Below are 22,131 nucleotides of genomic sequence, written 5' to 3'. Positions count from 1 at the left end.
TCGGGCCAGGCCGCCCCGGGGGACGGCCCGTATGGAAAGGAGGGCGCGGACGGTCCGCGGCCTCAGGCCTGCGCGTTGTTCTGGATGTAGCTGATGGCGTCGCCGACGGTGCGCAGCTTCTCGGCTTCCTCGTCCGGGATCTCCATCCCGAACTCTTCCTCGAAGGCCATCACCAGCTCCACGGTGTCCAGCGAGTCAGCGCCAAGGTCCTCCACGAACGAGGCCTCCGGCGTGACCTTCTCGGCATCCACGCCCAGCTCGTTGATGATGATCTCCTTGACCTTCGCCTCGATGTCCGCCATTTCACGTGCTCCTGGTTGGTTTGTGCGTGCCGGGCCGCCGGCCATGGACGGGGCCCGCTCGGTCGTCCTACATCACCATCCCACCGTCCACCACCAGCACCTGCCCGGTGATGTACGACGCGCCCGGGCCCGCCAAGAAACGCACCGCGGGAGCAATGTCCTCGGGCCTGCCCAGCCGCTGCAGCGCAATGCCGTTCATCAGCGCCGTCCGCGCGGCCTCGGGCAGGTCCGCCGTCATGTCGGTTTCAATGTATCCGGGGGCGACGGCGTTGACCAGAACCCCCCGCGCCGCCAGCTCCTTGGCCACCGACTTGGTCATTCCGATCAGCCCGGCCTTGGACGCGGCGTAGTTGGCCTGCCCCGCGTTCCCCGTTACGCCCACCACGGAGCTGATGTTGACGATGCGCCCCGCGCGCCGCTTCATCATCCCCCGGCTGGCCGCGCGCATCAGGTTGAAGGCGCCGCGCAGGTTGGTGTCGATGACGGCGTCCCAGTCGTCATCCTTGATGCGCATCAGCACGTTGTCGCGCGTGACGCCGGCGTTGTTCACCAGCACGTCCAGCGAGCCGAAGTCGGCTTCCACCTGCTTGACCAGTGCGTTGCACGCCTCCGGGTCCGCCACGTCGCAGGCGTAGCCGCGGTGCCCCTCGCCGGGCAATTCCGCGGCCGCGGCCTCTGCCCGGGCCCCGTCGCGCGCCACCACCGCCACCCGTGCCCCCGCGCCCGCCAGTTCCCGCGCGATGGCCAGGCCGATGCCGCGCGATCCTCCGGTGACCAGCGCTACCTGACCCTGTAGCTCCACGCCGCCTCTGTCAGAAGAGTGTCCGGTGCCCGGGCCTCACGTGCCCCGGGGCTCGAAGCTGGGCAGTATATCACCACTCCGCGCACTTCGCACGGGGTCCGCGCGACACCGCCGCCGCCGAGCTTGTCCCGCGAGGCCGCTACGGGGCGCTCGAGCCCTGGCCCTGGGCGCCGCCGCTCAGCAGCGCCTCGATGGCGTCCGCCGTCCCCACCGCCACGCCGCGTCCCTCGGCCGCCCGGTCGATCCGCTTGAGCATCCCCACGAGCACCTTGCCGGCGCCCACCTCCAGGAACCGCTCCGCGCCCATCTGCAGCATGGTCTGCACCGACTGCGTCCAGCGCACGGGCGACGTCAGCTGGTCCACCAGCAGCGCGCGCGCCTCGCCCGCGTCGGTGACCGCGTGCGCCGTCACGTTGCTGATGACGGCGAACGCGGGATCGCGAAAGCCGATCGCCTCCAGCTGCGCCTGCAGCCCCGCCTCCGCCACCTTCATCAGGGGCGAGTGGAACGCGCCGGAAACCGTCAGCGGCTGCACCTTCTTGGCGCCCGCGGACACCAGCATGGGCGCCACGCGCTCCACCGCCGCCGTGTCGCCGGAGACCACCACCTGGCCGGGGGTGTTGAAGTTGGCGGGGACCACCACCGAATCGTCCGTGGACGCTTCGCGGCAGACGCCTTCTACCACCTCGTCGTCCAGCCCCAGCACCGCCGCCATCGTTCCCGGCCGCGCCGTGCCGCCCTCCAGCATCAGCTCGCCGCGGCGGCGCACCGTGCGCACCGCGTCGGCAAACGACATCGATCCGGCCGCGTGGTAGGCGCTGAACTCGCCCAGCGAGTGTCCGCCCGCGCAGACGACGTCCAGGTCGGCCTGCCGCAGCACCGCCCAGACGGCCGCGCTGTGGGTGAGCAGCGCGGGCTGGGCGTTCACGGTCAGCGTCAGCTCTTCCGCCGGCCCTTCCCACATCAGCCGCGACAGCGCGAAGCCCAGGGCGTCGTCCGCCTCCTCGAAGATCGCGCGCGCGGCGGGAAAGCGCTCCGCCAGGTCCTGTCCCATCCCCACCGCCTGGGAGCCCTGCCCGGGAAAGAGCAGGGCGATGCGCTCGCCGCCCATCAGAAGCGCACCACGTTGGCGGCCCACGTAAAGCCGGCGCCAAACGCCACCATCAGCACCAGCGAGCCGGGCTGAATGCGCCCCAGCTCGCACGCCTCGTCCAGCGCCACGGGGATGGATGCGGATGACATGTTGCCGAAGCGGTCCACGTTCACGTACACCTTTTCCATGGGCATCCGCGCGTACTTGGCCGTCGCCTCGATGATGCGGATGTTGGCCTGGTGCGGCACCAGCAGGTCGATGTCGTCGCTGGTCACGCCGGCGCGCGCCATGGCCGTCTCCGCCGCCTCGCACATGGCGCGCACGGCGCTCTTGAAGACCTCGGGGCCCGCCATCTTCACGTAGTGCGAGCGCTCATCCAGCACCGCGATGTCCAGCGGGATGCGCGAGCCGCCGCCGGGGCGCCACAGCAGCTCCGCCAGCGTGCCGTCGCTCTTCATGAAGGTGCTCATGATGCCGCGCTCGTCCGTGGCCTTCTGCACCACCGCCGCGCCGGCGCCGTCGCCAAAGAGGACGCAGGTGGTGCGGTCGGTCCAGTCGACGATGGACGACATCTTTTCCGTCGCGCACACCAGCACCGTCTCGGCCTGGCCGCTGGCGATGTGCGCCTCCGCCATCGACAGGCCGTACAGAAAGCCGCTGCACGCCGTGGCGTAGTCGTACGCCGCCGCGTTGCGCGCCCCCAGCAGCGCCTGCACGTCGCAGGCGGTGGAGGGAAGGAGACGATCCGGGGTGGCGGTGGAAAGGAGGATCATGTCCAGCCCCTCCGCCGTGATCCCGGCGCGCTCCATGGCGATGCGCCCGGCCGCCGCCGCCATGTCGGCCGCGTGCACGTCCTTGTCGGCGATGCGGCGCTCGCGGATGCCCGTGCGGGTGCGGATCCACTCGTCGTTGGTGTCCACGAGCGACTCGAGCTCGTGGTTGGTGACGATGCGCGGAGGGTTGAACCGCCCGGTCGAGACGACGCGGGCCCGGGGAAGCCTGGACTGGATCATTGCGCTGCCTTGCCCTCGGACGGCCTGGCCAGCCGCGCCGCCATGTGGTCCACCATGCGGCGCGACACGGACTGCGCGGCCACGTCGATGGCGTTGGTGATGGCAAGCGGAGGCGAGCCGCCGTGGCAGATGATGACGACACCGTTGACGCCCAGGAGCGGGGCGCCGCCGGTCGCGGCGTAGTCGAGCCGGCGAAAGGCGCGGTCCAGGTCCATCTCCACTCCCGCCTCGGCAAACTCGCGCCGCAGCATGGAGGTGATGAGGCCGGCCACCGACTCGTAGAACTTAAGAAGCACGTTGCCCACGAACCCGTCGGCCACCAGCACGTCGCAGTGGCCGCTCACGATCTCGCGCCCCTCCACGTTGCCGATGAAGTTGAGGTCCGTCCGGGCCAGCAGCTGGTGCGCCTCGACGACGGCCTCGTTCCCCTTTTCGGGCTCGGTGCCGATGTTGAGCAGCCCTACGCGGGGGTTGTCGATGCCCAGGATGTCCTGGGCATACACGCTCCCCAGCTGGGCAAACTGCACCAGCTGGTGGGGCTTGGTGTCGACGTTGGCGCCCACGTCCAGCGCCAGGCAGCGGCCGGTGGCCGTGGGGATGCGCGCGCCCACCGGCGGGCGGTCCACCCCGGCGATGGTGCGCAGGATGACCAGCGACGCCGCCATCACCGCGCCCGTGCTGCCGGCGCTGATGAAGGCGTCTACCTGGCCCGCCTTGAGCAGGTTTACGCCAACGACGATGGACGAGTCCCGCTTGCGACGGATCGCCGTCGCAGGGGCCTCGCCCATCTCGATCACCTCGCTGGCGTGCACGATCTCAAGCCGGTCGCGCGGCGCGTCGGGAAAACGCGCCAGCTCGGCCTCGATCCGCTCGCTGTCGCCCACCAGGACGACGCGCACGTCGTCGCTGCGTGCAAGCAAAGCTCCGACCGCCCCCTCGACCTCAACGGCCGGGGCACGGTCGGAGCCCATCGCGTCCAGCGCGATCCGCATCTTTTCCGGTTCTTTGCGCCGGTGGGCTTAGAACTCGGAAACTTCGACGCGCTGCTCCTTGCGGTAGTACCCGCAGTTTGCGCAGACGCGGTGGGGAAGGTGCGGGTCGCCGCACTGCGGGCACGCGTTGAAAGCCGGCATCGCCGCCTTCACGTGCGTGCGGCGCTTGCGCTGGCGCTGCTTGGACTGGCGTCGCTTCGGTACGGCCATGGGAGCTCCCCTGCTGCTATCGTCGGTGGTTGATCAGTCGAACGTCACGTTCTTCAGCGCGTCCCACGGGCTCGAGGCCGGCTCGGGTACGCACGCGCAGTCTTCGTGGTTGCGATCGGCGCCGCAGCTGGGGCACAGCCCCCGGCACTCCTCGCGGCACAGCGCAAACCGCGGTGCCCGCAGGAGCAGCTGTTCGCGCACGGCATCGCGCAGGTCCAGCTCGTCTCCACGGGCGGGGAGCGGGTACACCTCTCCCTCGGCCTCGTCGTCTTCCGGATCCAGCCTCATGTACAGCAGGTCGACGGCGTCGTCCACCGGCTGCTCCACGGACGAAAGACAGCGGCGGCAGGCAAGCCGCACCGTGGTGCGGAGCCGGCCGCGCACGAACACGCCCTCGCCAACCTCACGCGCGGTCAGATCCACGTCCAGAGGCTCGGCGAGCGTCAGCTCCGCGCCTTCCCACATCGGGTCGTCCGGCTGAACCTGCTCCCGGACGTGTACTTCTCCGCGGTCCAGCGCGGTGAGGCTGACATTCAGCATAAACCGTAAAACTACTCGCAAAACCGCGTCCTGTCAACGGACCGGGCGGTTTGGCGATGGGTGCGAAGGTTCGTGGGCACGAAGGTGCGTAGCTTCGTACACCGGATGCCGCGCGGGGTGCACGTTCGGTGCCGGATGGTTGGTGAACCGGTGAACGGGTGAAGGGGTGAGCGGGTGAACGGGCGGGATCGCCACCCCGGCGCCAGGGTCGGGCGGCGACAGCGTCCGCAGCATTCGCGTGCGGTCTCGTTCTCCGGGTTCAGCTCCAGCCATCGGCGGTCGGCGCGCTCGCGTGCTCGGCGTCGCCCGCGGCGTCGTATCCATCCCTCAGACAGTACTTCCACGCGTCCCGGTATCGCGCACGTTCAGTTCGATTGCCCCAGGCGTTCAACTGCCGTCGAAAAGCAAGTCGTCGCCACGGATCGCTTTGAGCCGCGCGTAGACGGAGGTGGCTGCCTCGGCGCCTCGGTTTCCCGCGTATCCGCTCAAGCAGAGCACACGTTTTGCGTCTTCATATTTCGGCGATCGCTTCGGATCGCGCTGGTCGCGTTTTCTCGTCGCGCGGAGGAATCCTTATGAGCCGAATCTCCAGGCGGAAGCTCCAACTCCTCTCCGGAGCCGCGGTGTTCGCGTCGCTAGGCTTCGGAGCTACCCAGGCGACGGCGGAGGCAAGGGCCGCCGAGGAATCGCGCCTGACGTGTCCAAGCTCGACCCCGGTCTACTGCTACTGCGAGGAGGGGATCGAATGGTGCCAGAAGACGCGCCCCTGCCGCCTCTGCCCGTGACGGGTCGGAAGGGTCGAGCCCCTCTTCCCGGCGAGGGAGGGGGGCTCGTCTGCGTTTGTGGAATGCGGGTGACAACGGATGGGCGTGTGCTCGCGCACCAGACGATGCGACACGCACCAGCCCATCCGCTCACTCCCATCACTCCATCACTCCATCACTCCATCACTCCATCACTCCATCACTCCATCACTCCATCACTCCATCACACCATCACACCATCACACCCGCAGCGCGGCGCCGACAGCCTCCGCGGGCGTGGTGGTCGGGCGGCCGAGCAGGCGGGACAGGTCGCCGCTGTCGGTGAACAGGTCGCCGCGCGCGATGCCGCGATCCGAGTCGGCGAGGATGCGCGCGAACGCCTCCGGCAGGCCAAACCCGGCCAGTGCCTGGGCGTACGCGTCCTCCGGAAGGTTGCGGTACTCCACGGGGCGGCCGCTCTCGCGCGAGATCACCTCCGCCAGCTCGGGCATGGTGAACGCCACGTCGCCGCCCAGCTCGTAGATCTTGCCCTCGTGCCCCTCGCCCGCGCTCACCGCGCCGGCGGCGATGGCCAGATCGGCGCGGGTGGCGGCGCTCAGCCGGCCCTCGTCCGCGCTCCCCAGCAGCACGCCGTGCTCAACGGTCGATGCCAGGTTCCCCGTGTAGTTTTCCAGGTACCAGTTGTTGCGCAGGAAGACGAACGGGATCCCCGACTGGCGGATCATCTCCTCCGTGGCCTTGTGCTCCACCGCCAGCTGCAACCCGCTGGTGCCGGCGTTGGCGATGCTGGTGTAGGCGATCAGCCGCACGCCCGCCTGCTTTGCGGCATCCACCACGTTCTGGTGCTGCGGGATGCGCTGCCCCGCCTCGCTCCCGGAGACAAAGAGCAGCTTTTCCACCCCCTGCAGCGCCGCGACGAGCGTTTCCGGCTTCTCATAGTCCGCCTGGCGCACCTGCACGCCGCGGGCGGCAAAGCCGGCCGCCTTCTCCGGGTTGCGCGCCAAGGCGACGATGTGGTCGGGGGCGATGCCGCGCTCCAGCAGGTTCTCGATCACAATGCGGCCGAAGTGGCCCGTAGATCCGGTTACGGCGATCATGTTGGCTCCCTGCCCGGTTGCCGGGCGTGATGTGATGTTCGGGCGGCTCCACGCGAGCCGCCGTTTCAGTGCCGGTCCGGGGACACGACTCCTCCGTTCCGCCGCGCCGCGCCCGTGTGTATCCGAAATAGATACATTTACGGACCTGCGGAAATCAGCCGTCCTTCACCGCCGCCTGCTCCTCGCGTTCACCGATCTCAGCCGTGGTGTCGGCGATGGTGGTACGATCCAGCTCCTGCTCCATGGCGTGCGCCGCGGCGTCGAACCGCGCTTCCAGCACCGCCTGAATGTTGCGTCCCACGGGGCACGCGGGGCTGGGCGGCTCGCGGTGCAGGGCGAAGATCTCTCCCTCGTCCAGCGCCCGGTACACGTCGCCCAGGGTAATCTGGTCCGCCGGCCGCGCCAGCAGCGCGCCCCCCCCGGTGCCCATCTGCGACGTGGTGAGCCCCGCCCGCGTAAGCTGCGACAGAAGCCGCCGCACAAGCGACGCGTTGGTGTTCACGCTCCCCGCGATGTACTCCGAGGTGACCGGCTGTCCCTCGCCAGCGGCGATCAGCGTAAGGATGTGGACCGCGACGGCAAACCGGCTGTTCATCTGCACCTCCTGTGTGTATCCAATCTAGTAACACACACCGTCGCCGTCAACCCGCGCGTTCCAGGGGCGCATGGGCGTAGGATCAGTCCGTCGCGCCGGCCCAGCCCGGTGGATGCGCGCCAGGGGTGACGCCCACGGGTTCACCGTCGGACAGGCGCCAGCGGTACTCGGCGCCGATCCAGTCTACGGCGTACACCACGCCGTCCCGCGTCCAGCATCCCCCGGTAAAGATGTCGAAGCCGCCGCGCTGCCACTGGACCTCGCCATCCATCCCCAGCCGGGTGATCTCCAGCTCGCCGTGCACCAGCAGCGCGTCGGCGTCGTCGATCTCCATCATCCCGAAGATGCAGGCGCCCTCCACCTCGCGCACCCACCGCGTTTCCAGCGACGGCAGGTGCAGCGCGACGACGTGCGGCCCCGCGGGAAGGTACAGCGCGTCAGACCGCACGATGATGGAGCTTTCCTGCGCGTCGGGGCACCACGCCGCCACGATCAGCACCGCCGACGCGATCTCCCGACCATCCCGCAGCACCGCCATGCCCAGCGCGCGAGAGTACGGATCCTCCGTCACCACCGCCTCACGCGCGTACGTGCGCACGTTGGCGGCGGATCCGCGGGAAAACGTGTGATCGATCCAGAGCGCCAGTTGCAACCCGCCGGCGTCCAGCCGCAGGACGCCGTCCGCGCCGCTATCGATCACCCTTGTCCTTGATGAGCATGGACAGGAACCACGTGGCCAGGCTGATGACCAGCGAGCCGATGATGGCGGAGATGAAGTCGCGGACGTGGAAGCCGTACCCGAACTCACCCGCGATGTAGCTGGTGAGGTACAGCATGGCGGCGTTGATGATGAACAGCGCCAGCCCCAGCGTAAGCACGATGATGCCGCACGCCAGCGCCTTGATGATGGGCCGCACGACGGCGTTCACCAAGCCCAGGATGAGCGCGACGACGAACAGCGTCTCGATGCGCCCGTCGTACTCAAGCCCCGGAAGCAGGTAGACCGCCAGCCCCACGGCCAGCGCGGAGGCGATCCAGCGAAAGATCAGGTTCACGGCAGTGTTGGTGATTGCGGGTGGATGCGCGGCGATGCTGATGCGTCGTACGCCGGTGCGGGCGGAAAAGTGTCGGCGCGGGGGGAAGTGCGAAAGTGGGTGAGTGCGTGAGTGCGGGAAGGCGGGAGTGAGGGTGTGAGGGTGTGAGGGTGTGAGGGTGTGAGGGTGTGAGGGTGTGAGGGTGTGAGGGTGTGAGGGCGCGAGAGTGCGAGAGTGCGAGAGTGCGAGTGCGGGTGTCCGGGAGTTACGGGCACGCGTACGTGTGGGGGCGGACACGCCGGTGCCCGGGACGCAGCACACCGCGCGGTCGCCGAGTCCGCACCAGGAGCGAATAAATTCGCCGCTGGAAAATCGCAAAGTCCGCCTTCGCGGACTGTAGCCGCGGCGGTGGAGTGCATCCTCCGGCCACGAGCATGCGGAGAGTAGATTTGTGTCGCGCGGCGGATTCGGAGGATCGGCAGGTGCAGCGCGGCGTTCCATCGAAATCACAGTTTGCGGCGCTGCACCGACGCACGGGTGCCCGATCACCCAGTCCGCGAAGGCGGCCTTCGTGATTTTCCAGCCGCGGTTTCAACCGCTGAGACGATGCCTGCCGCCACACTGGTTGCCGACGCGCGGGTGCCTGGACGCCGCACACATCCGACTGACACGCTGGCTTGGCCTTACCCCCAACCCCGCCACGCCCACCACGCTGTCGGCTCTCGCCGAGCCCGCCTGTCCGCGAAGGCGGACTTCGTGTCGTTGTTGCCGCGAATTGATTCGCCCTTGGCCGTCCTCCCAAAACTTTCTTCGACACCCCTGTCGATTTCGGTGCAGCCCGTTCGTCGTGTGGGTAGAGCAACGGAACGGCACACCGCCGGACCGGCCCCGCAACCTCCGAATGGAGAACGACGATGCGCTTCATGATCCTGGTCAAGGCCAACGCCGAGTCCGAGGCCGGCACCCTTCCCAGCCACGATGAGCTGGCCGAGATGGGCAAGTACAACGAGGAACTGGTCAAGGCCGGCGTGCTGCTGGCCGGCGAAGGGCTGCACCCCTCGTCCCGCGGCCACCGCGTCCGCTTCGACGGCCCGGACCGCACCGTGGTGGACGGCCCGTTCACGGAGACGAAGGAACTGCTAGCCGGCTTCTGGCTCATCCAGGTCAAATCGCCGGAAGAGGCGGTGGAGTGGGTAAAGCGCATTCCCTTCAAGGAGGGCGAGGTGGAGATCCGCCGCGTGTTCGAGGCCGAGGACTTTGCCCCCAGCGATCCCACCGGCGAGCTGCGCGAGGCCGAGGAACGCCTCCGCGAGCAGGTCGCCGCCGCGCGTGCGTGATCGGCGCCGGACCACGCAGACTGACACAGCGGAGCCGGACAGCCGCCGGGCGAAAACGCGCCCGGCACCCCGGCTCCCCACCGCCCAACCGGGAGACAACGCCATGCGATTCCTTTCCATCTACAAGACCGTCGAGCGCACCACGCCTCCCACGCCGGAAGAGATGGCGGAGATGGGCGCCTACGTGGCGGAGGCGATGGCCTCCGGCGCCGTGCTGGCCACCGAAGGCTGCCTGCCCACCGCCTTCGGCGCGCGCATCCGCCGCGAGGGCAACACCGTGAGCGTGACCGACGGCCCGTTCGCCGAGGCCAAGGAGGTGGTGGGCGGGTTCGCGATCCTGCAGGCGGATTCGCTGGAAGAGGCCATCGAGATGGGCCGCCGCTTCATCGCCGTGGCCGGTGACGGCGAGTGCGAGATCCGCCGCCTGTACGAGGAGGGCGACTTCGACGCCCCCTGCATCACCCATGCGGAGTTGCAGTCCGCCGCGCCGAACTAGCCGCGCCGTATTTCCAAAGCAAAAGAAGGCCTCACACGGAGTTAACGGAGTCAACGGAGTTCTACGTGGTGTCCCTCGGGCAGAATCACGAGGAAACGGCACGTGAAAACTCTGCTCACTCTGCTAACTCTGCGTGAGACCCCCTTCTTTTGCCTGATTGAACCCAAGAGCTTCAAAGTGTGCTCAACGTGGCGTCTTCGGGAATCTTGCGGGATGGAACCCGGTGCGGCAGTATACAGAGTGAATGACGGATATGCGGCGGTGAGCATCCGCGCTGCGCCGAACCTGAGTACCAGGGAGATCCCGACGATGCGCTACATGATCATGTTCCGGAACGACGGCGACTCCGAGGTGGACGTGCCGCCGTGCCTGGACCTGGACGCGATGGGCACCTTCATCGGCCAGCTGCAGAGCACGGGCGTGCTGCTGGGCTATGAAGGGCTCAAGCCCAGCGAAAAGGGCGCGCGCGTGCGGCTGAACGGCGGAAAGCGGAACGTGCTGGACGGCCCGTTCACCGAGGCCAAGGAGCTGATCGCCGGCTTTGCGCTGGTGCAGGTGCCGTCCAAGGACGCCGCCATCGACCTTGCCGAGCAGTTTCTCCACATCGCCGGCCAGGGAAGCGCCGAAGTGCGCGAAGCCTTCGAGCCCAAGGGCGACGCGGTAGAAGCCGGCGTGCAGTCGGTCCGCGCGGCAGTGATGGCGTAGCGTCGAAGGCAGACGGATGAGCGGGCGAGGATGAGCGGGTAAACCCGCTGCTGGGAAAGCGATAAGCCCCGTCTTCCACTCGCCGCGCTCGCGGGACGCGGCTTCAACCGCACAAACGGCTCAGGGCCGCTGGACCTTACGGTGGTCCGGCGGCCCTGTCTCGCTGGCGTCGTTTTCCGCTTGGTGATTTTGAGAGGGTTTTGTCCAACCTCCAACACGCCACGCGAACCGTCATCCTGAGGGAGGCGCCACGCTGCATCCTGTTTATACGAATCAGCCTAGCGCCGACCGAAGGACCTTGGCAGCCGGGTCGAGGGGCTGAATCTCCGCGAAAACGCGTGCCTCACGAAGGCTGAGAGAAGGTCCTTCGGTCGGCGCGCAAATCTCGGTGCAGGTTACGGTTGCGCGCGGCGCTCCCTCAGGATGACTCTCATCTCGAAAGCAGAAAGGCGAGCACGATGTCGATCTCGTCATCCTCCGTTCGTCGCATGGATAGAGCGGCGAGGCACAGCAGGCCACACACACCCGGATCCTCAGCAAGGACACGACGATGCGCTTCATGATCATCCGCAAGGCGGACGCGGAAACCGAGGCGGGCGCAAAGGCCAGCGAAGCGCTGATCGAAGCGATGGCCCGGTACAACGAGGAGATGATCAACGCCGGCGTCATGCTGGGCGGCGACGGGCTGCATCCCTCGTCCAAAGGTGCACGCATCCGCTTCGATAACGGCAAGCCGATCATCACCGACGGGCCGTTCACCGAGGCCAAGGAGATGATCGCCGGCTACACGCTCATCCAGGTGGCGTCGCGCGAAGAGGCGCTGGAGTGGGTGAAGCGGTGGCCCACGCTGGACGGGCACGGCAACGTGGAGCTGGAGCTTCGCCAGGTCTACGAGCTTTCGGAGCTTGGCGAAGGCGAGGGGATCGAGCACCACGCCCGCCTCCGCGAGCAGCTGGCCGCCCGGTAGTCCACGAGTGATTCGGGCGCCGCGAAATCCATCTGTCGATTTCGCGCTGCCCCGTTCGACGCAGGGGCAGGACGCACGATCCACATCCACCCATCCGGAGATCAACCATGGCCGAAATGAACCGTCCCGTGCCGCAGGGCGTGACCCCCTACCTGATGATCCGCGGCGCCAGTGAGGCCGCGGAGTGGTACCGCCGCGCCTTCAACGCCGAGGAGGTGATGCGCATGCCGGATGAGGCGAGCGGCAAGCTGATGCACTGCCACCTGCGCATCAACAACGGCGACGTCTTCATGTCCGACGAGTTTCCGGAATACGGCGTGTCGCTGGGCGAGGGGCCGCGCGGCGTGACCATGTTCCTGGCCGTCGATGACGCCGACACGTGGTACAACCGCGCGCTGGAGGCCGGCGCTACGGTGCGGACGGAGATCGCCGACCAGTTCTGGGGCGACCGCTTTGGCGAGGTGGTGGATCCCTACGGCCACGGCTGGGCCTTCGGCTCGCCGATCAAGCAGAACAGCTGAGGGGGCTGAAAAACGTAGCGTTGATTTCCTGAGGGAGGCGCCACTCGGCACCCTGCTTCCACAATGCAGTTTGGTGCCGACCGAAGGATCTCGTCTGCCTGAGCAAGGGACTTGAACGGCTCCCGAGGGCTGGGTCTTGCGCAACCCGACAAAGATCCTTCGGTCGCGCGCAAGCTTTTGTGATCATGAGAGTTATGGGCGTGCGCTCCCTCAGGATGACAGCTGGCCTCAGGTGGGATCCGGTGAGGTGTGGCACTCCCTCAGAAAATCAACATTCGGGGATTCGCATCCTCCACGCAGAACAGCTGACACCGCGGGGCTCCAGAGCCCCGCCCCTTTTCACCATCGCGAGCAGAGCCATGCTGCAATTCGTCGCCATCGCCGCGGGCGCCGCCGTCGCGGGCGTGCTGGGCGTCGCCGCCCGCAGGCCCGACACTTTTCGCATGCACCGCAGCGCCGTCATCGACGCGCCGCCGGAACGGATCCATCCGCTCATCAGCGACTTTCGCAAATGGGCGGACTGGTCGCCGTACGAAAAGCTGGATCCGGAGATGAAAAAGACGTACAGCGGCGCCGCGACCGGGCGGGGCGCCGTGTACGCGTGGGAGGGGAACAAGAAGGCTGGCGCGGGGCGGATGGAGATGACCGAAACGTCGCCCCAGCGCATCGCCATCAACCTGGAGTTCACCCGTCCGTTCAAGGCGAGCAACGTCACCACCTTCACCCTGCAGCCGCACGGCGCCGGCACCGAGGTCACGTGGGCGATGGAGGGACCCAACCCCTTCATCAACAAGGTGATGGGCGTGCTGATCAACCTCGACAGGCTGGTGGGCAAGGACTTCGAAGCCGGGCTGGCCAACCTCAAGACAATCGCGGAGCGGCATCCGTCCGCCCCCGCGTACTGACCATCAGGGAGACACGCAGATGATCAGCTACATCCACTCCACCACCATCCTCGTCTCCGACCAGGAGCGGGCACTGGACTTTTACGTCAACACGCTGGGTTGGGAAAAGCGGATCGACGCCATGATGGGCGACGGGTACCGGTTTCTGACCGTGGCGCCCCCGGGCGGCCAGGCGGAACTGGTGCTGGGGCCCGTGGCCGTGCTGGGCGGCGAGCCCGGCGTGGGAATCACCCGCGGCCGGGGGATGGAGGGCGCCAGCGGGATCTCCTTCGCCGTGGAAGACGTGGACGGCACCTACGCCACGCTTTTGGAGCGCGGGGTGCGTTTCAGCGGGCCGCCGGAGGGCACGCCGTGGGGCGACAAAGCCACCTGGCTGATCGATCCGGACGGCAACCGCTTCTTTCTCACCGGCTCCTGAGCGCCAGCGCACGCACGAAGTGGCTGTCATGATCCGCCAGCGCACGAACCGGGTGTTCGGGCCGCGTCACCAGAGGCGCGCCGGGGGCGCCGCGTGCCCTGCCCCGGCTTGCGCTGGCGGGCGCGCGCGCTATCCTCTGTCGCGTGACGACGACCATGGACGTGCACCGCGCCATCGACGCGGTGTGGAGAATCGAGTCGGCCCGCCTGATCGCGGGCCTGGCGCGGATGACGCGCGACGTGGGCCTGGCCGAAGACCTGGCACAGGACGCGCTGCTGGCCGCGCTGGAAAAGTGGCCGCAGACCGGCGTGCCCTCCAACCCAGGCGCGTGGCTCATGTCCACGGCCAAACGCCGCGCCATCGACCAGTTCAGGCGCGGCAAGATGTTGGAGCGCAAGCACGCCGAGCTGGGCGTGGAGCTGGAGGCCCAGCAGGAGGCGGCCGTGCCGGACCTTGACGCGGCCCTGGACGACCCGATCGGCGACGACCTGCTGCGGCTGGTGTTTACCTGCTGCCACCCCGTGCTCACGCAGGAGGCGCGGGTCGCCCTTACCCTGCGCATGCTGGGCGGGTTGACGACGGAAGAGATCGCGCGCGCCTTTCTGACGCCGGTGCCCACCCTGCAGCAGCGGATTGTGCGGGCGAAAAAAACGCTCACGGAAAAGCGCGTCCCTTTCGAGGTGCCGCGCGGGGCGGAGCTGGCGGAGCGCCTGTCGTCCGTGCTGGGTGTGATCTACCTGATCTTCAACGAAGGATACTCCGCCACGGCGGGGGACGACTGGATGCGCCCGGCCCTGTGCGAGGACGCGCTGCGCCTGGGCCGCATCCTCGCGGAGCTGTCTCCGAAGGAGCCGGAGGTGCACGGGCTGGTGGCGCTGATGGAGATCCAGGCCTCGCGGCTGCGCGCCCGCACCGGATCCACGGGCGAGCCGGTGCTGCTGCTGGACCAGGACCGCGCGCGCTGGGACTACATCCTCATCCGCCGCGGGCTGGCGGCGCTGGAGCGCGCGGAAGCCCTCGGCGGCGCGCACGGGCCATACGCGCTGCAGGCCGCCATCGCCGCCTGCCACGCTCGCGCCCGCGCCGCGGACCAGACCGACTGGGTGCGCATCGCCGAACTGTACGATGAGCTTTCGGCGATGGCCCAATCGCCCGTGGTGGAGTTGAACCGCGCGGTGGCGATGGGGATGGCGTTCGGCCCGGCGAGCGGGCTGGAGATCGTGGACGAGATCGCGGCGGAGCCATCGCTCAAGAACTACCACCTGCTCCCCAGCGTGCGCGGCGACCTGCTCTATAAGCTGGGGCGGATGGACGAAGCCCGCGCCGAGTTCGAGCGCGCGGCCGCGCTGACGCAGAACGCCCGCGAGCGCCGCCTGCTGCTGGACCGCGCCGCCGGCTGCAACGCGGTGGAGGCGTAGGCGTCGGGGAGACCTCCGTCACACCGCTCACAGGAGGTTGCGCGCGACCGAAGGATCTCTGTCGGGTCGCGCCAGACCCAGCCTCCGGGAGCCATGCGGACGTGGCGTAGGGCAGGCTTTAAGGCGCTGCGGACGGAGATCCTTCGGTCGGCGCACATGCTTTTGCGCGTTACCGACGGGTGCGGGCGGCGCCTCTCTCAGGATGACAGGTAGGGCCGACGGTAGTCCCGAGGGGGGTCGCCAAACCTGACCAGCTTCCCCTTCGGACGCACACGGTCATCCTGACGGGGCGCACACCCGCAACCTTTATGAACACAGGCCCGCGGACTCATTCACCCGACCGGGTGCAGGGATGACGCGAATGGTGTAGTTTACAGGCTGCCGCGCGCGGACGGATTCGGTCCGCGAGCCGGGTACACGAAAACGGGAGCATCGCCATGTGCCGTAACATCAAAGTGCTGGCGAACTTCGAGCCGCCCGCCAGCGACGACGAGGTGCGGGCGGCGGCGCTGCAGTTCGTCCGCAAGATCAGCGGCAGCACGCGGCCGTCCAGGGCCAACGAAGCCGCCTTTGACGCCGCCGTGGAGGAGGTGACCGCCTCCGCCCGCCGGCTGCTGGATTCGATGGAAACCAAGGCCCCGCCGCGCGACCGCGAGACCGAGGCGCGCAAGGCCCGCGCGCGCAGCGCCAAGCGCTTTTCGCGCCCCGGACAGCGCGCCTCCGCCGCGACCAGCTGACGCGGCACCGGCACCGCCCACCCGACCTTCCCGCCCCTCCTGCGTGAGGACCCGTTGACCGATATCGCCGCACCCGCCACTCCTGATCAAGCCCCCGCCGAAGCGCCCGCGCCCAAAGCGCGGCGCTACGACCGGTCCATCATCGAGGGGCCGCTGCCGCGCGCCGTGTGGAAGCTGGCGTGGCCCACCATGGTGACCAACGTCATCAGCGGGCTGCAGGGGATGGTGGACCACGTGCTGGTGGGGCACCTGGTGGGCTACCAGGCCAACGCGGCCATCGGCGTGTCGTTCCAGATCTTTCTGGTGGTCATCGTCTTCATCTCCTCGCTGTTCTCGGGGATGAGCGTGCTGGTGGCGCGCTTCGTGGGCCAGGGCGACGAGGAGAAGGTGAACCGCACCGTCTACCAGGCGTTCATCACGGCGATCGGCATCGCGATCGGGATCATGGCCCCGGCGGGGTACTTTCTGTCGCCGTACCTGCTGGACCTGGTGAACGCCGCGCCCGAGGTAAAGGCCGAGGCGCTGCCGTTTCTGCGGGTGATGTTCCTGTTCAGCAGCGGGATGCTCATCTTCTTCATGCTGAGCGGCGCCCTGCGCTCGGCGGGCGACGCGCGCACGCCCATGGTGCTGGGCGTGGCCATGACGGCGCTGAACCTGGTGCTGAACGTGGTGCTTATCCGCGGGCTGGGGCCGATCCCGGCGTTCGGCACCGTGGGCTCGGCGATGGGGACGTGCATCGCCAGCGGCCTGGTCGCGCTGTACTCGCTGTACAAGCTGTGGAGTGGCGGATGGGTGGTGGCGTTCCCCCGCGGCCAGGGGTGGTCGCCGGACTGGACCGTCATCCGCTCGCTGTTCCGCTTTGGCCTGCCGACGGGGATCCAGGGGATCGCGATGAACGTGGGCGGCGTGCTGATGCTGTCGTTCATCGGCTCGCTGGCGCTGAGCGCGCCGGCGCAGGCGGCGTTCGTGGTGGGCTACGGCCAGCTGTTCTCGCTGGTGACGTGGATGGCGATGGGGCTGATGGGCGCCGCGGCCGCCGTCGCCGGGCAGAACCTGGGCGCCAGCCAGCCGGACCGCGCCGCGCACGGCGTGGCGGTGGCGGCGCGCATCGCCATGTACGTGGCGGGCGCGCTGGGCGCGATGTTCTTCCTCATTCCCCACCAGCTGCTGGGGATGTTCGGCATCAACGAGCCGGCCGTGGTGGAGATCGGCGTGCAGCTGCTGCGGGTGCTGAGCGTGTCGGGCATCTTTATCGCCGTGGCGCTGACCTACACCGGCGCGCTGCAGGGGACGGGCGACACCAAGGGCCCGCTGTACATCTCCATCATCTCGCAGGTGGCGGTGCCGCTGGGCATCTGCTTCGTCATCCAGCAGACGGGCACGCTGCTGCCGATCCACGTCTGGATCGCCATCCTGTGCGGCCACCTGTTCCGCTGTGTGCTGAGCGTGATCCGCTTTCGTCAGGGCGCCTGGCGCCGCATCGTGGTCGACATCGGCGCGCCGGCGCGGTAAAAGAAAAGAAGGCCTCACACGGAGTTAACGGAGTCAACGGAGTTTTCTCGTGCCATTCTCCAGACGCCGTGCCGATTGGCCGATGCGAGGGAAATGGATCGAAACAGAACTCTGGTAACTCCGCTAACTCTGCGTGCGACCTTCTGTGAAGGTATGAAGAACGCACGGAGCCAGCAGTAACGGAACGAACAAACTCCGTTGACTCCGTTGACTCCGTGTGAGACCCTGTCTTTTTGTCCTACTCCGCCGGCGGCGCGGCGAGCGGGGCGAGAGGAAGGCGCAGGGTGAAGACGGAGCCCACGCCCGGCGTGCTCTGCAACACAAGGCTGCCGCCCAGCAGGCCGGCCAGCCGGCGCGAGATCGGCAGCCCCAGGCCGGTGCCGCCACGGCCCGCCGAGCCGCGCGTCTGCTCGAACTCGGCGAACACGCGCTCCTGGTCCTCCGGATCGATTCCCGGGCCCGTATCCTCCACCCGCACCTCGGCCCAGCGGCCCACCACCGAGAGCACAACCCGCACGCCCCCCTGGTCCGTGAACTTGACCGCGTTGGACAGCAGGTTCAGCGCGATCTGCCGCACACGGCCGGGGTCGGTCACCACCGTCACGGGGGCGCCCAGCGCCAGGTCCAGCGCCAGCTTCTTTTCCTTGGCCTGCAGCTCGACGGTGGCCGCCACCTCGCGCAGCAGCACCCCCAGCTCGGTGGGCTCGGGATAGATCTCCAGCTTGCCCGCCTCGAGCTTGGAGATGTCGAGCACGTCGTTCACCAGCTCCAGCAGGTGGCGGCCGCTGCGCACCACGCGGTCCAGCGCGCCGCTCTGCGTGGTGGACAGGTCGCCGTACACGCCCTCGCGCAGCAGCTCGCCGTAGCCCAGGATGGCGTTGATGGGGGTGCGCAGCTCGTGGCTCATGCTGGCAAAAAAGCGCGACCGCTCCGTCATGGCGTGCTCCAGCGCGGCCGCCTGCTCGCGCAGCGTGCGCGCCTGCTGCCGCGTCTGCGCGTGCAGCACCGTGTTGTCCAGCGCCACCGTGGCCTGCTGCCCCAGCAGCGCCAGCAGCTCCAGGTCTTCGTCCCCGAACGGCGCGCCGTCGTCGCGAAACGCGGCCAGCACGGCGGGCCCGCCGGCGGAGCGGCACACGCACACCGCGGCCCCGGCGCCAAAGGGGTACGGCCACTCCCCGTCCGGCTCCAGCCGCACCGCGGGCGCGCCGGGGCGGCAGACCACGCGGTCCAGCACCAGGTCCACCGTCACGAACCAGCGCGGGTCGCGCGGCACCATCCCGCACCCCGCGCGCACCTCCGTCAACCCGCTGTCGCCAGGCAGGTTGAGGAGCACGGAATCCGCCCGGAAGGTGCGCTGCACCTGCAGCGACACGCCGTCCGCCAGCGCCTGCAGGTCGCCCGCCTCCAGCGCCAGGCCGGAGACGCGCGCCACCGACTCCAGCTCGTCGTAGCCGCGCTTGATGCGCGCCATCACCCCCACGCGCGCCAGCAGCTCGGCCCGGCTGCACCCCTTGTTCAGGAAGTCGTAGGCGCCGGCGTCCAGACCGCGCACCAGCAGCTCGTCCGTGGGCGCCTGGGCGGTCAGCAGCAGGATGGGGATGGAGGCGGTGGACGCGTCCTGCTTGAGGCGCGCCACCACCTCGAAGCCGTCCATCTCCGGCATCTGCACGTCCAGCACGATCACGTCGGGGCAGGCGGCGCGCGCCCGCTCGATCCCCTCGGGCCCGGACGACGCGCTTTCCACCGCGTAGCCGGCGGAGCCCAGGATGGCCGCCACCGTGGCACGCGAAACCTTCTGGTCGTCGACGACAAGGACGCGCGGCATCAGGCCACCCCCACCATCTGCGCCAGCACCCCCGCCATCTCCTCCAGGGGCACGTCACGCTCGGCCCATTCGCGCGCGGCCGCGGGCATCCCGTTGATCACCGCCGTCCGCGCGCTCTCCACCAGCCCCCGCCCTCCCGCGTCGCGGATGCAGCGCAGCCCGGCGGCGCCGTCGCTTCCCATCCCCGTGAGCACCACGCCCACGCACGCCGACCCCGCCGCGGCGGCCACGGACTCGAACAGGCGGTCCACCGACGGCCGGTGCAGCGCGGCGCCGTCGTCGTACACCCGCGCCACCAGGGCGCCGTCCGCGCGCTCCACCCGCATCTGCCGTCCGCCGGGGGCGATGAGCACGGTGCCGGGGAGGAGCGGGTCGCCGTCGCGCGCCTCGGCCACGCGCAGGCGGCTGCGGCGGTCCAGGCGCTCCGCAAGCGTTTCGGTGAACCCCATGGGCATGTGCTGGGCGATGACGACGGCGCTGGCCAGGCCGGCGGGGAGCGCGGGGATCAGCTCCGCCAGCGCGCGCGGCCCGCCCGTGGACGAGCCGATGGCGACGACGCGGTACGCGCCGGCCCGCGTCCCGGCCGCCGCGGCGGCGGTCCCGGCGTCGCGCCCGGCGGCGGGGACGGGCTCCAGCGCCGCGGTCCGGGCGCGGAGCATGGCCCCCACCTTGTCCCGCAGCATGGGGCCCAGGGCGTGGATGTCCATCGCCGTCCCCGCGCCCGTTTTGTCCAGAAAGTCCACCGCGCCGGCTTCCAGCGCGCGCAGCGTCACGTCGGCCCCCTCGCGCGTGTGGGAGGAAAGAAGAAGGACGGGTGTGGGGCATTCGCGCATGATGCGCTCCAGGGCGGCGATGCCGTCCACCCCGGGCATGTCCACGTCCATGATCACCAGGTCCGGGCGCAGCGCGCGCACCTGACGCACCGCCTCTTCCCCGTCCTTGGCCGCGCCCACGACGGACACGCCGGCCAGCGGCGCCAGCATGCGCTCCGTGGCCCGCCGCACGAAGGCGCTGTCGTCCACCAGCAGCACGCGCGCGGGCCCGCTCACGCGTCCTCCTCCGGCCGGCGGTAGAACAGGGCGCCGGGACGCCGCTGCAGCTCGAAGGGAACGGGGACGTGGCGCAGGCTTTCGGCATGCCCCAGGAACAGGTATCCACCAGGCGCCAGCGCCTCCCACAGCCCCTGCGCGGCCTTGAGCACGGCGGCCTCGTCGAAGTAGATCATCACGTTGCGGCAAAGCACCAGGTGCTGGGGCGGCAGCCCGTTCCACCATCCATCGCGGACCAGGTTGCCGGGAAGAAAGCGGACGGGCGCGCGCACCTCCGGCTTCACCTCCCACGCTTCCTCCCCCCGCGGGTCGAACCAGCGGTCGCGCCAGCCCGGATCCGTCCCCCGGAAGGCGTGGGTGCCGTAGACGCCGGCCTGGGCCTTGTCCAGCGCGGCGGGATCCACGTCCATCCCCGTCACCCGCAGCGTGCCGGGGCCGGTGAAGCCGGACTCGCGCGCCAGGATGGACAGCGTGTACGCTTCCTCCCCCGCGGCGCAGGCGGCGCTCAGCAGCCGGGCCTGCCCCCCGGCGCCCAGGCGGCCGGCCAGCTCCGGCAGCACCTCGTCGCGGATGACTTCCAGGCTGCCCCGCTCGCGGCAGAAGTAGCTTTCGTTGTTGGTCAGGTGCGGCACCAGCCGCGCCCGCTCCGCCTCGCGCTCCGGATGGAAGCGCAGGTGGAAGAGGAGCGCGTCGAAGCTTTCCAGCCCCAGCGCGGCGCGGCGCGGCTCCAGGCGGGTGCGCAGGATCTCGCGCCGCTCCGGGCCCCACCGGTGTCCCAGCTCTTCCCCGATCCACTCCGCCCACAGGCGAAACTCCTCGTCCAGCAGCGGTACCGCCATCACCCCGCCCCCAGCGCGCGGACGGCCGCCCGCCGCACCAGCGGGTCGGCGTCGCGCTCCGCGGCGGCGCGCAGGGCGTCCGCGGCCTCGGGCGCGTGCACCCGCTCCAGCGTACGGGCCGCGGCAAGGCGCACCCTCCAGTCCGCGTCGCCCAGGGCGCGCACCAGCCGCTCGGCGGTGCCCTCCGGCGCCATCTTGCGGATGGCGACGGCGGCCACGCGGCGCAGGTCCCGGTCCGCCCCCTCAAGCCGGGTGGCCGCGGCCTCCGCGCCGCGGGGATCGCCCAGCTCGCCCAGGGCGTGCAGCGCGGCCGCTTCCGTCCCGGGGTCCCCCGCCCTGCCCAGCACCGCCAGCAGCGGCCCCAGCGCCTCGGGCGCACCCGTCCGCCCCAGCGCGCGCACCGCGGCAAAGCACACCCCCGCGTCCGCGGAATCCGTGAGCGCCGCCAGCGCGGACACCGCGTCCGCGCCGCCCGTCACCGCGGCCGCGGCGGCCAGGGCGCGCAGCACGGCGGGATCGGATTCCCGCGCCAGCGCGGCGGCCACGGCGTCGCGCGCCTCGTCGCCCGGGCAGCGGGCGATCCCCTCCGCCGCCGCACGCCGCGTTTCCGCCGAGGCGTCGCCCAGCAGCGGCGCCAGCTGGGCACAGGCGCCGCCGGGAAGGCGGCCCAGCGCCGCGGCCGCGCCCGCCCTTCGAGCCGGGGCCGCCAGCGCCTCCGCCAGCACCCCCTGCGCGTCCGCCTCCGGCCGCGCTCGGGCCAGCGCCTCGGCCGCCGTGGCGCGCACCTCCGCGTCCGCGTCCCCCAGCAGCGCGGCCACGCGGGCGGCGGCGGCGCGGTCCGGGAGCGGGGGCAGGGCGGCGAGCAGCTCTTCGCGCTGCGCCGCATCCGCCGCCTCCACGCGGGGAAGAAGGACGTCCAGCGCGGTCTGCGCGGGGAGCAGCCCCAGCGCCGCCGCCGCC

At 69.8% G+C, this 22,131-nt stretch carries 25 protein-coding genes; 10 read left to right on the top strand and 15 right to left on the bottom strand.

All coding sequences use genetic code 11. The annotated features are described in order from the left end of the window. Window positions 1-62 precede the first annotated feature (62 nt). The 11 genes from ACOJUJ_RS01270 to ACOJUJ_RS01220 form a co-directional block, all read right to left on the bottom strand. Window positions 63-302, bottom strand: a complete 240-nt coding sequence (locus ACOJUJ_RS01270; protein ID WP_420125023.1) for an acyl carrier protein — start codon at window positions 300-302, stop codon at window positions 63-65. A 67-nt stretch (window positions 303-369) separates the two neighbouring features. Beyond that, the gene (gene fabG, locus ACOJUJ_RS01265) at window positions 370-1,104 is read right to left on the bottom strand and encodes a 3-oxoacyl-ACP reductase FabG (RefSeq protein WP_420125022.1); all 735 of its coding nucleotides are present in this window, start codon (window positions 1,102-1,104) and stop codon (window positions 370-372) included. Between the two features lie 139 nt (window positions 1,105-1,243). Beyond that, window positions 1,244-2,215, bottom strand: coding sequence for an ACP S-malonyltransferase (gene fabD / locus ACOJUJ_RS01260; RefSeq protein ID WP_420125021.1), 972 nt, complete (start codon window positions 2,213-2,215; stop codon window positions 1,244-1,246). Beyond that, window positions 2,215-3,210, bottom strand: a complete 996-nt coding sequence (locus tag ACOJUJ_RS01255; protein WP_420125020.1) for a beta-ketoacyl-ACP synthase III — start codon at window positions 3,208-3,210, stop codon at window positions 2,215-2,217. The genes fabD and ACOJUJ_RS01255 overlap by 1 nt, the downstream gene beginning before the upstream one ends. Next, entirely contained in the window at window positions 3,207-4,202 is a 996-nt protein-coding gene (gene plsX, locus ACOJUJ_RS01250) for a phosphate acyltransferase PlsX (protein ID WP_420125019.1), read from the bottom strand. Before plsX ends, ACOJUJ_RS01255 begins: the two co-directional genes overlap by 4 nt. 27 nt (window positions 4,203-4,229) lie before the next feature. Beyond that, window positions 4,230-4,412 (bottom strand): 50S ribosomal protein L32, encoded by a 183-nt coding sequence (gene rpmF / locus ACOJUJ_RS01245; protein ID WP_420125018.1) that lies wholly within the window; start codon window positions 4,410-4,412, stop codon window positions 4,230-4,232. A 33-nt stretch (window positions 4,413-4,445) separates the two neighbouring features. Further along, the gene (locus ACOJUJ_RS01240; RefSeq protein ID WP_420125017.1) at window positions 4,446-4,952 is read right to left on the bottom strand and encodes a YceD family protein; all 507 of its coding nucleotides are present in this window, start codon (window positions 4,950-4,952) and stop codon (window positions 4,446-4,448) included. A 1,003-nt stretch (window positions 4,953-5,955) separates the two neighbouring features. Then, the gene (locus ACOJUJ_RS01235) at window positions 5,956-6,813 is read right to left on the bottom strand and encodes an SDR family oxidoreductase (RefSeq protein ID WP_420125016.1); all 858 of its coding nucleotides are present in this window, start codon (window positions 6,811-6,813) and stop codon (window positions 5,956-5,958) included. A gap of 154 nt (window positions 6,814-6,967) precedes the next feature. After that, on the bottom strand, window positions 6,968-7,414 hold the full coding sequence (locus tag ACOJUJ_RS01230; RefSeq protein ID WP_420125015.1) for an Rrf2 family transcriptional regulator: 447 nt from the start codon (window positions 7,412-7,414) through the stop codon (window positions 6,968-6,970). 76 nt (window positions 7,415-7,490) lie between these two features. Further along, on the bottom strand, window positions 7,491-8,108 hold the full coding sequence (locus ACOJUJ_RS01225; RefSeq protein WP_420125014.1) for a hypothetical protein: 618 nt from the start codon (window positions 8,106-8,108) through the stop codon (window positions 7,491-7,493). After that, the gene (locus ACOJUJ_RS01220) at window positions 8,098-8,463 is read right to left on the bottom strand and encodes a phage holin family protein (protein WP_420125013.1); all 366 of its coding nucleotides are present in this window, start codon (window positions 8,461-8,463) and stop codon (window positions 8,098-8,100) included. Before ACOJUJ_RS01220 ends, ACOJUJ_RS01225 begins: the two co-directional genes overlap by 11 nt. Before the next feature lie 893 nt (window positions 8,464-9,356). Here ACOJUJ_RS01220 and ACOJUJ_RS01215 point away from each other — a divergent pair. From ACOJUJ_RS01215 to ACOJUJ_RS01170, 10 genes are all read left to right on the top strand, one after another. Continuing rightward, window positions 9,357-9,779 (top strand): YciI family protein, encoded by a 423-nt coding sequence (locus tag ACOJUJ_RS01215; protein WP_420125012.1) that lies wholly within the window; start codon window positions 9,357-9,359, stop codon window positions 9,777-9,779. A 103-nt stretch (window positions 9,780-9,882) separates the two neighbouring features. Then, window positions 9,883-10,275, top strand: coding sequence for a YciI family protein (locus ACOJUJ_RS01210; protein WP_420125011.1), 393 nt, complete (start codon window positions 9,883-9,885; stop codon window positions 10,273-10,275). 309 nt (window positions 10,276-10,584) lie between these two features. Continuing rightward, complete coding sequence (locus tag ACOJUJ_RS01205; RefSeq protein WP_420125010.1) at window positions 10,585-10,980, top strand: YciI family protein; 396 nt, start codon at window positions 10,585-10,587, stop codon at window positions 10,978-10,980. Between the two features lie 550 nt (window positions 10,981-11,530). Continuing rightward, on the top strand, window positions 11,531-11,947 hold the full coding sequence (locus tag ACOJUJ_RS01200) for a YciI family protein (protein ID WP_420125009.1): 417 nt from the start codon (window positions 11,531-11,533) through the stop codon (window positions 11,945-11,947). A 107-nt stretch (window positions 11,948-12,054) separates the two neighbouring features. After that, the gene (locus tag ACOJUJ_RS01195; RefSeq protein WP_420125008.1) at window positions 12,055-12,468 is read left to right on the top strand and encodes a VOC family protein; all 414 of its coding nucleotides are present in this window, start codon (window positions 12,055-12,057) and stop codon (window positions 12,466-12,468) included. 359 nt (window positions 12,469-12,827) lie between these two features. Continuing rightward, on the top strand, window positions 12,828-13,373 hold the full coding sequence (locus ACOJUJ_RS01190) for an SRPBCC family protein (RefSeq protein WP_420125007.1): 546 nt from the start codon (window positions 12,828-12,830) through the stop codon (window positions 13,371-13,373). 19 nt (window positions 13,374-13,392) lie between these two features. Beyond that, window positions 13,393-13,791, top strand: a complete 399-nt coding sequence (locus ACOJUJ_RS01185; RefSeq protein WP_420125006.1) for a VOC family protein — start codon at window positions 13,393-13,395, stop codon at window positions 13,789-13,791. 155 nt (window positions 13,792-13,946) lie between these two features. Next, window positions 13,947-15,209, top strand: coding sequence for an RNA polymerase sigma factor (locus tag ACOJUJ_RS01180; RefSeq protein ID WP_420125028.1), 1,263 nt, complete (start codon window positions 13,947-13,949; stop codon window positions 15,207-15,209). A 437-nt stretch (window positions 15,210-15,646) separates the two neighbouring features. Then, window positions 15,647-15,946 carry a DUF2277 domain-containing protein gene (locus ACOJUJ_RS01175; protein WP_420125005.1) on the top strand — a complete coding sequence of 100 codons (300 nt, stop codon included), beginning with the start codon at window positions 15,647-15,649 and terminating at the stop codon, window positions 15,944-15,946. Between the two features lie 54 nt (window positions 15,947-16,000). Further along, window positions 16,001-17,458, top strand: a complete 1,458-nt coding sequence (locus ACOJUJ_RS01170; protein WP_420125004.1) for an MATE family efflux transporter — start codon at window positions 16,001-16,003, stop codon at window positions 17,456-17,458. Between the two features lie 238 nt (window positions 17,459-17,696). On the opposite strand, the gene ACOJUJ_RS01165 is transcribed toward ACOJUJ_RS01170, so the two are convergent. The 4 genes from ACOJUJ_RS01165 to ACOJUJ_RS01150 form a co-directional block, all read right to left on the bottom strand. Further along, window positions 17,697-19,283 (bottom strand): ATP-binding protein, encoded by a 1,587-nt coding sequence (locus ACOJUJ_RS01165; protein ID WP_420125003.1) that lies wholly within the window; start codon window positions 19,281-19,283, stop codon window positions 17,697-17,699. Then, window positions 19,283-20,332 (bottom strand): chemotaxis-specific protein-glutamate methyltransferase CheB, encoded by a 1,050-nt coding sequence (gene cheB, locus ACOJUJ_RS01160; protein ID WP_420125002.1) that lies wholly within the window; start codon window positions 20,330-20,332, stop codon window positions 19,283-19,285. The genes ACOJUJ_RS01165 and cheB overlap by 1 nt, the downstream gene beginning before the upstream one ends. Next, a complete protein-coding gene (locus ACOJUJ_RS01155) occupies window positions 20,329-21,171 on the bottom strand; it encodes a CheR family methyltransferase (RefSeq protein WP_420125001.1) in 843 nt (280 codons plus the stop codon). Before ACOJUJ_RS01155 ends, cheB begins: the two co-directional genes overlap by 4 nt. After that, a partial coding sequence (locus ACOJUJ_RS01150) for a HEAT repeat domain-containing protein (protein ID WP_420125000.1) occupies window positions 21,171-22,131 on the bottom strand: 961 nt, incomplete at its 5' end. The genes ACOJUJ_RS01155 and ACOJUJ_RS01150, both read right to left, overlap by 1 nt.

Origin of the sequence: Longimicrobium sp. (assembly GCF_048594345.1) — a bacterium.
Classification (GTDB): domain Bacteria; phylum Gemmatimonadota; class Gemmatimonadetes; order Longimicrobiales; family Longimicrobiaceae; genus Longimicrobium.
The sequence above is the reverse complement of the archived record's forward strand: the minus strand, read 5'-3'. Positions and strand labels throughout refer to the sequence as shown.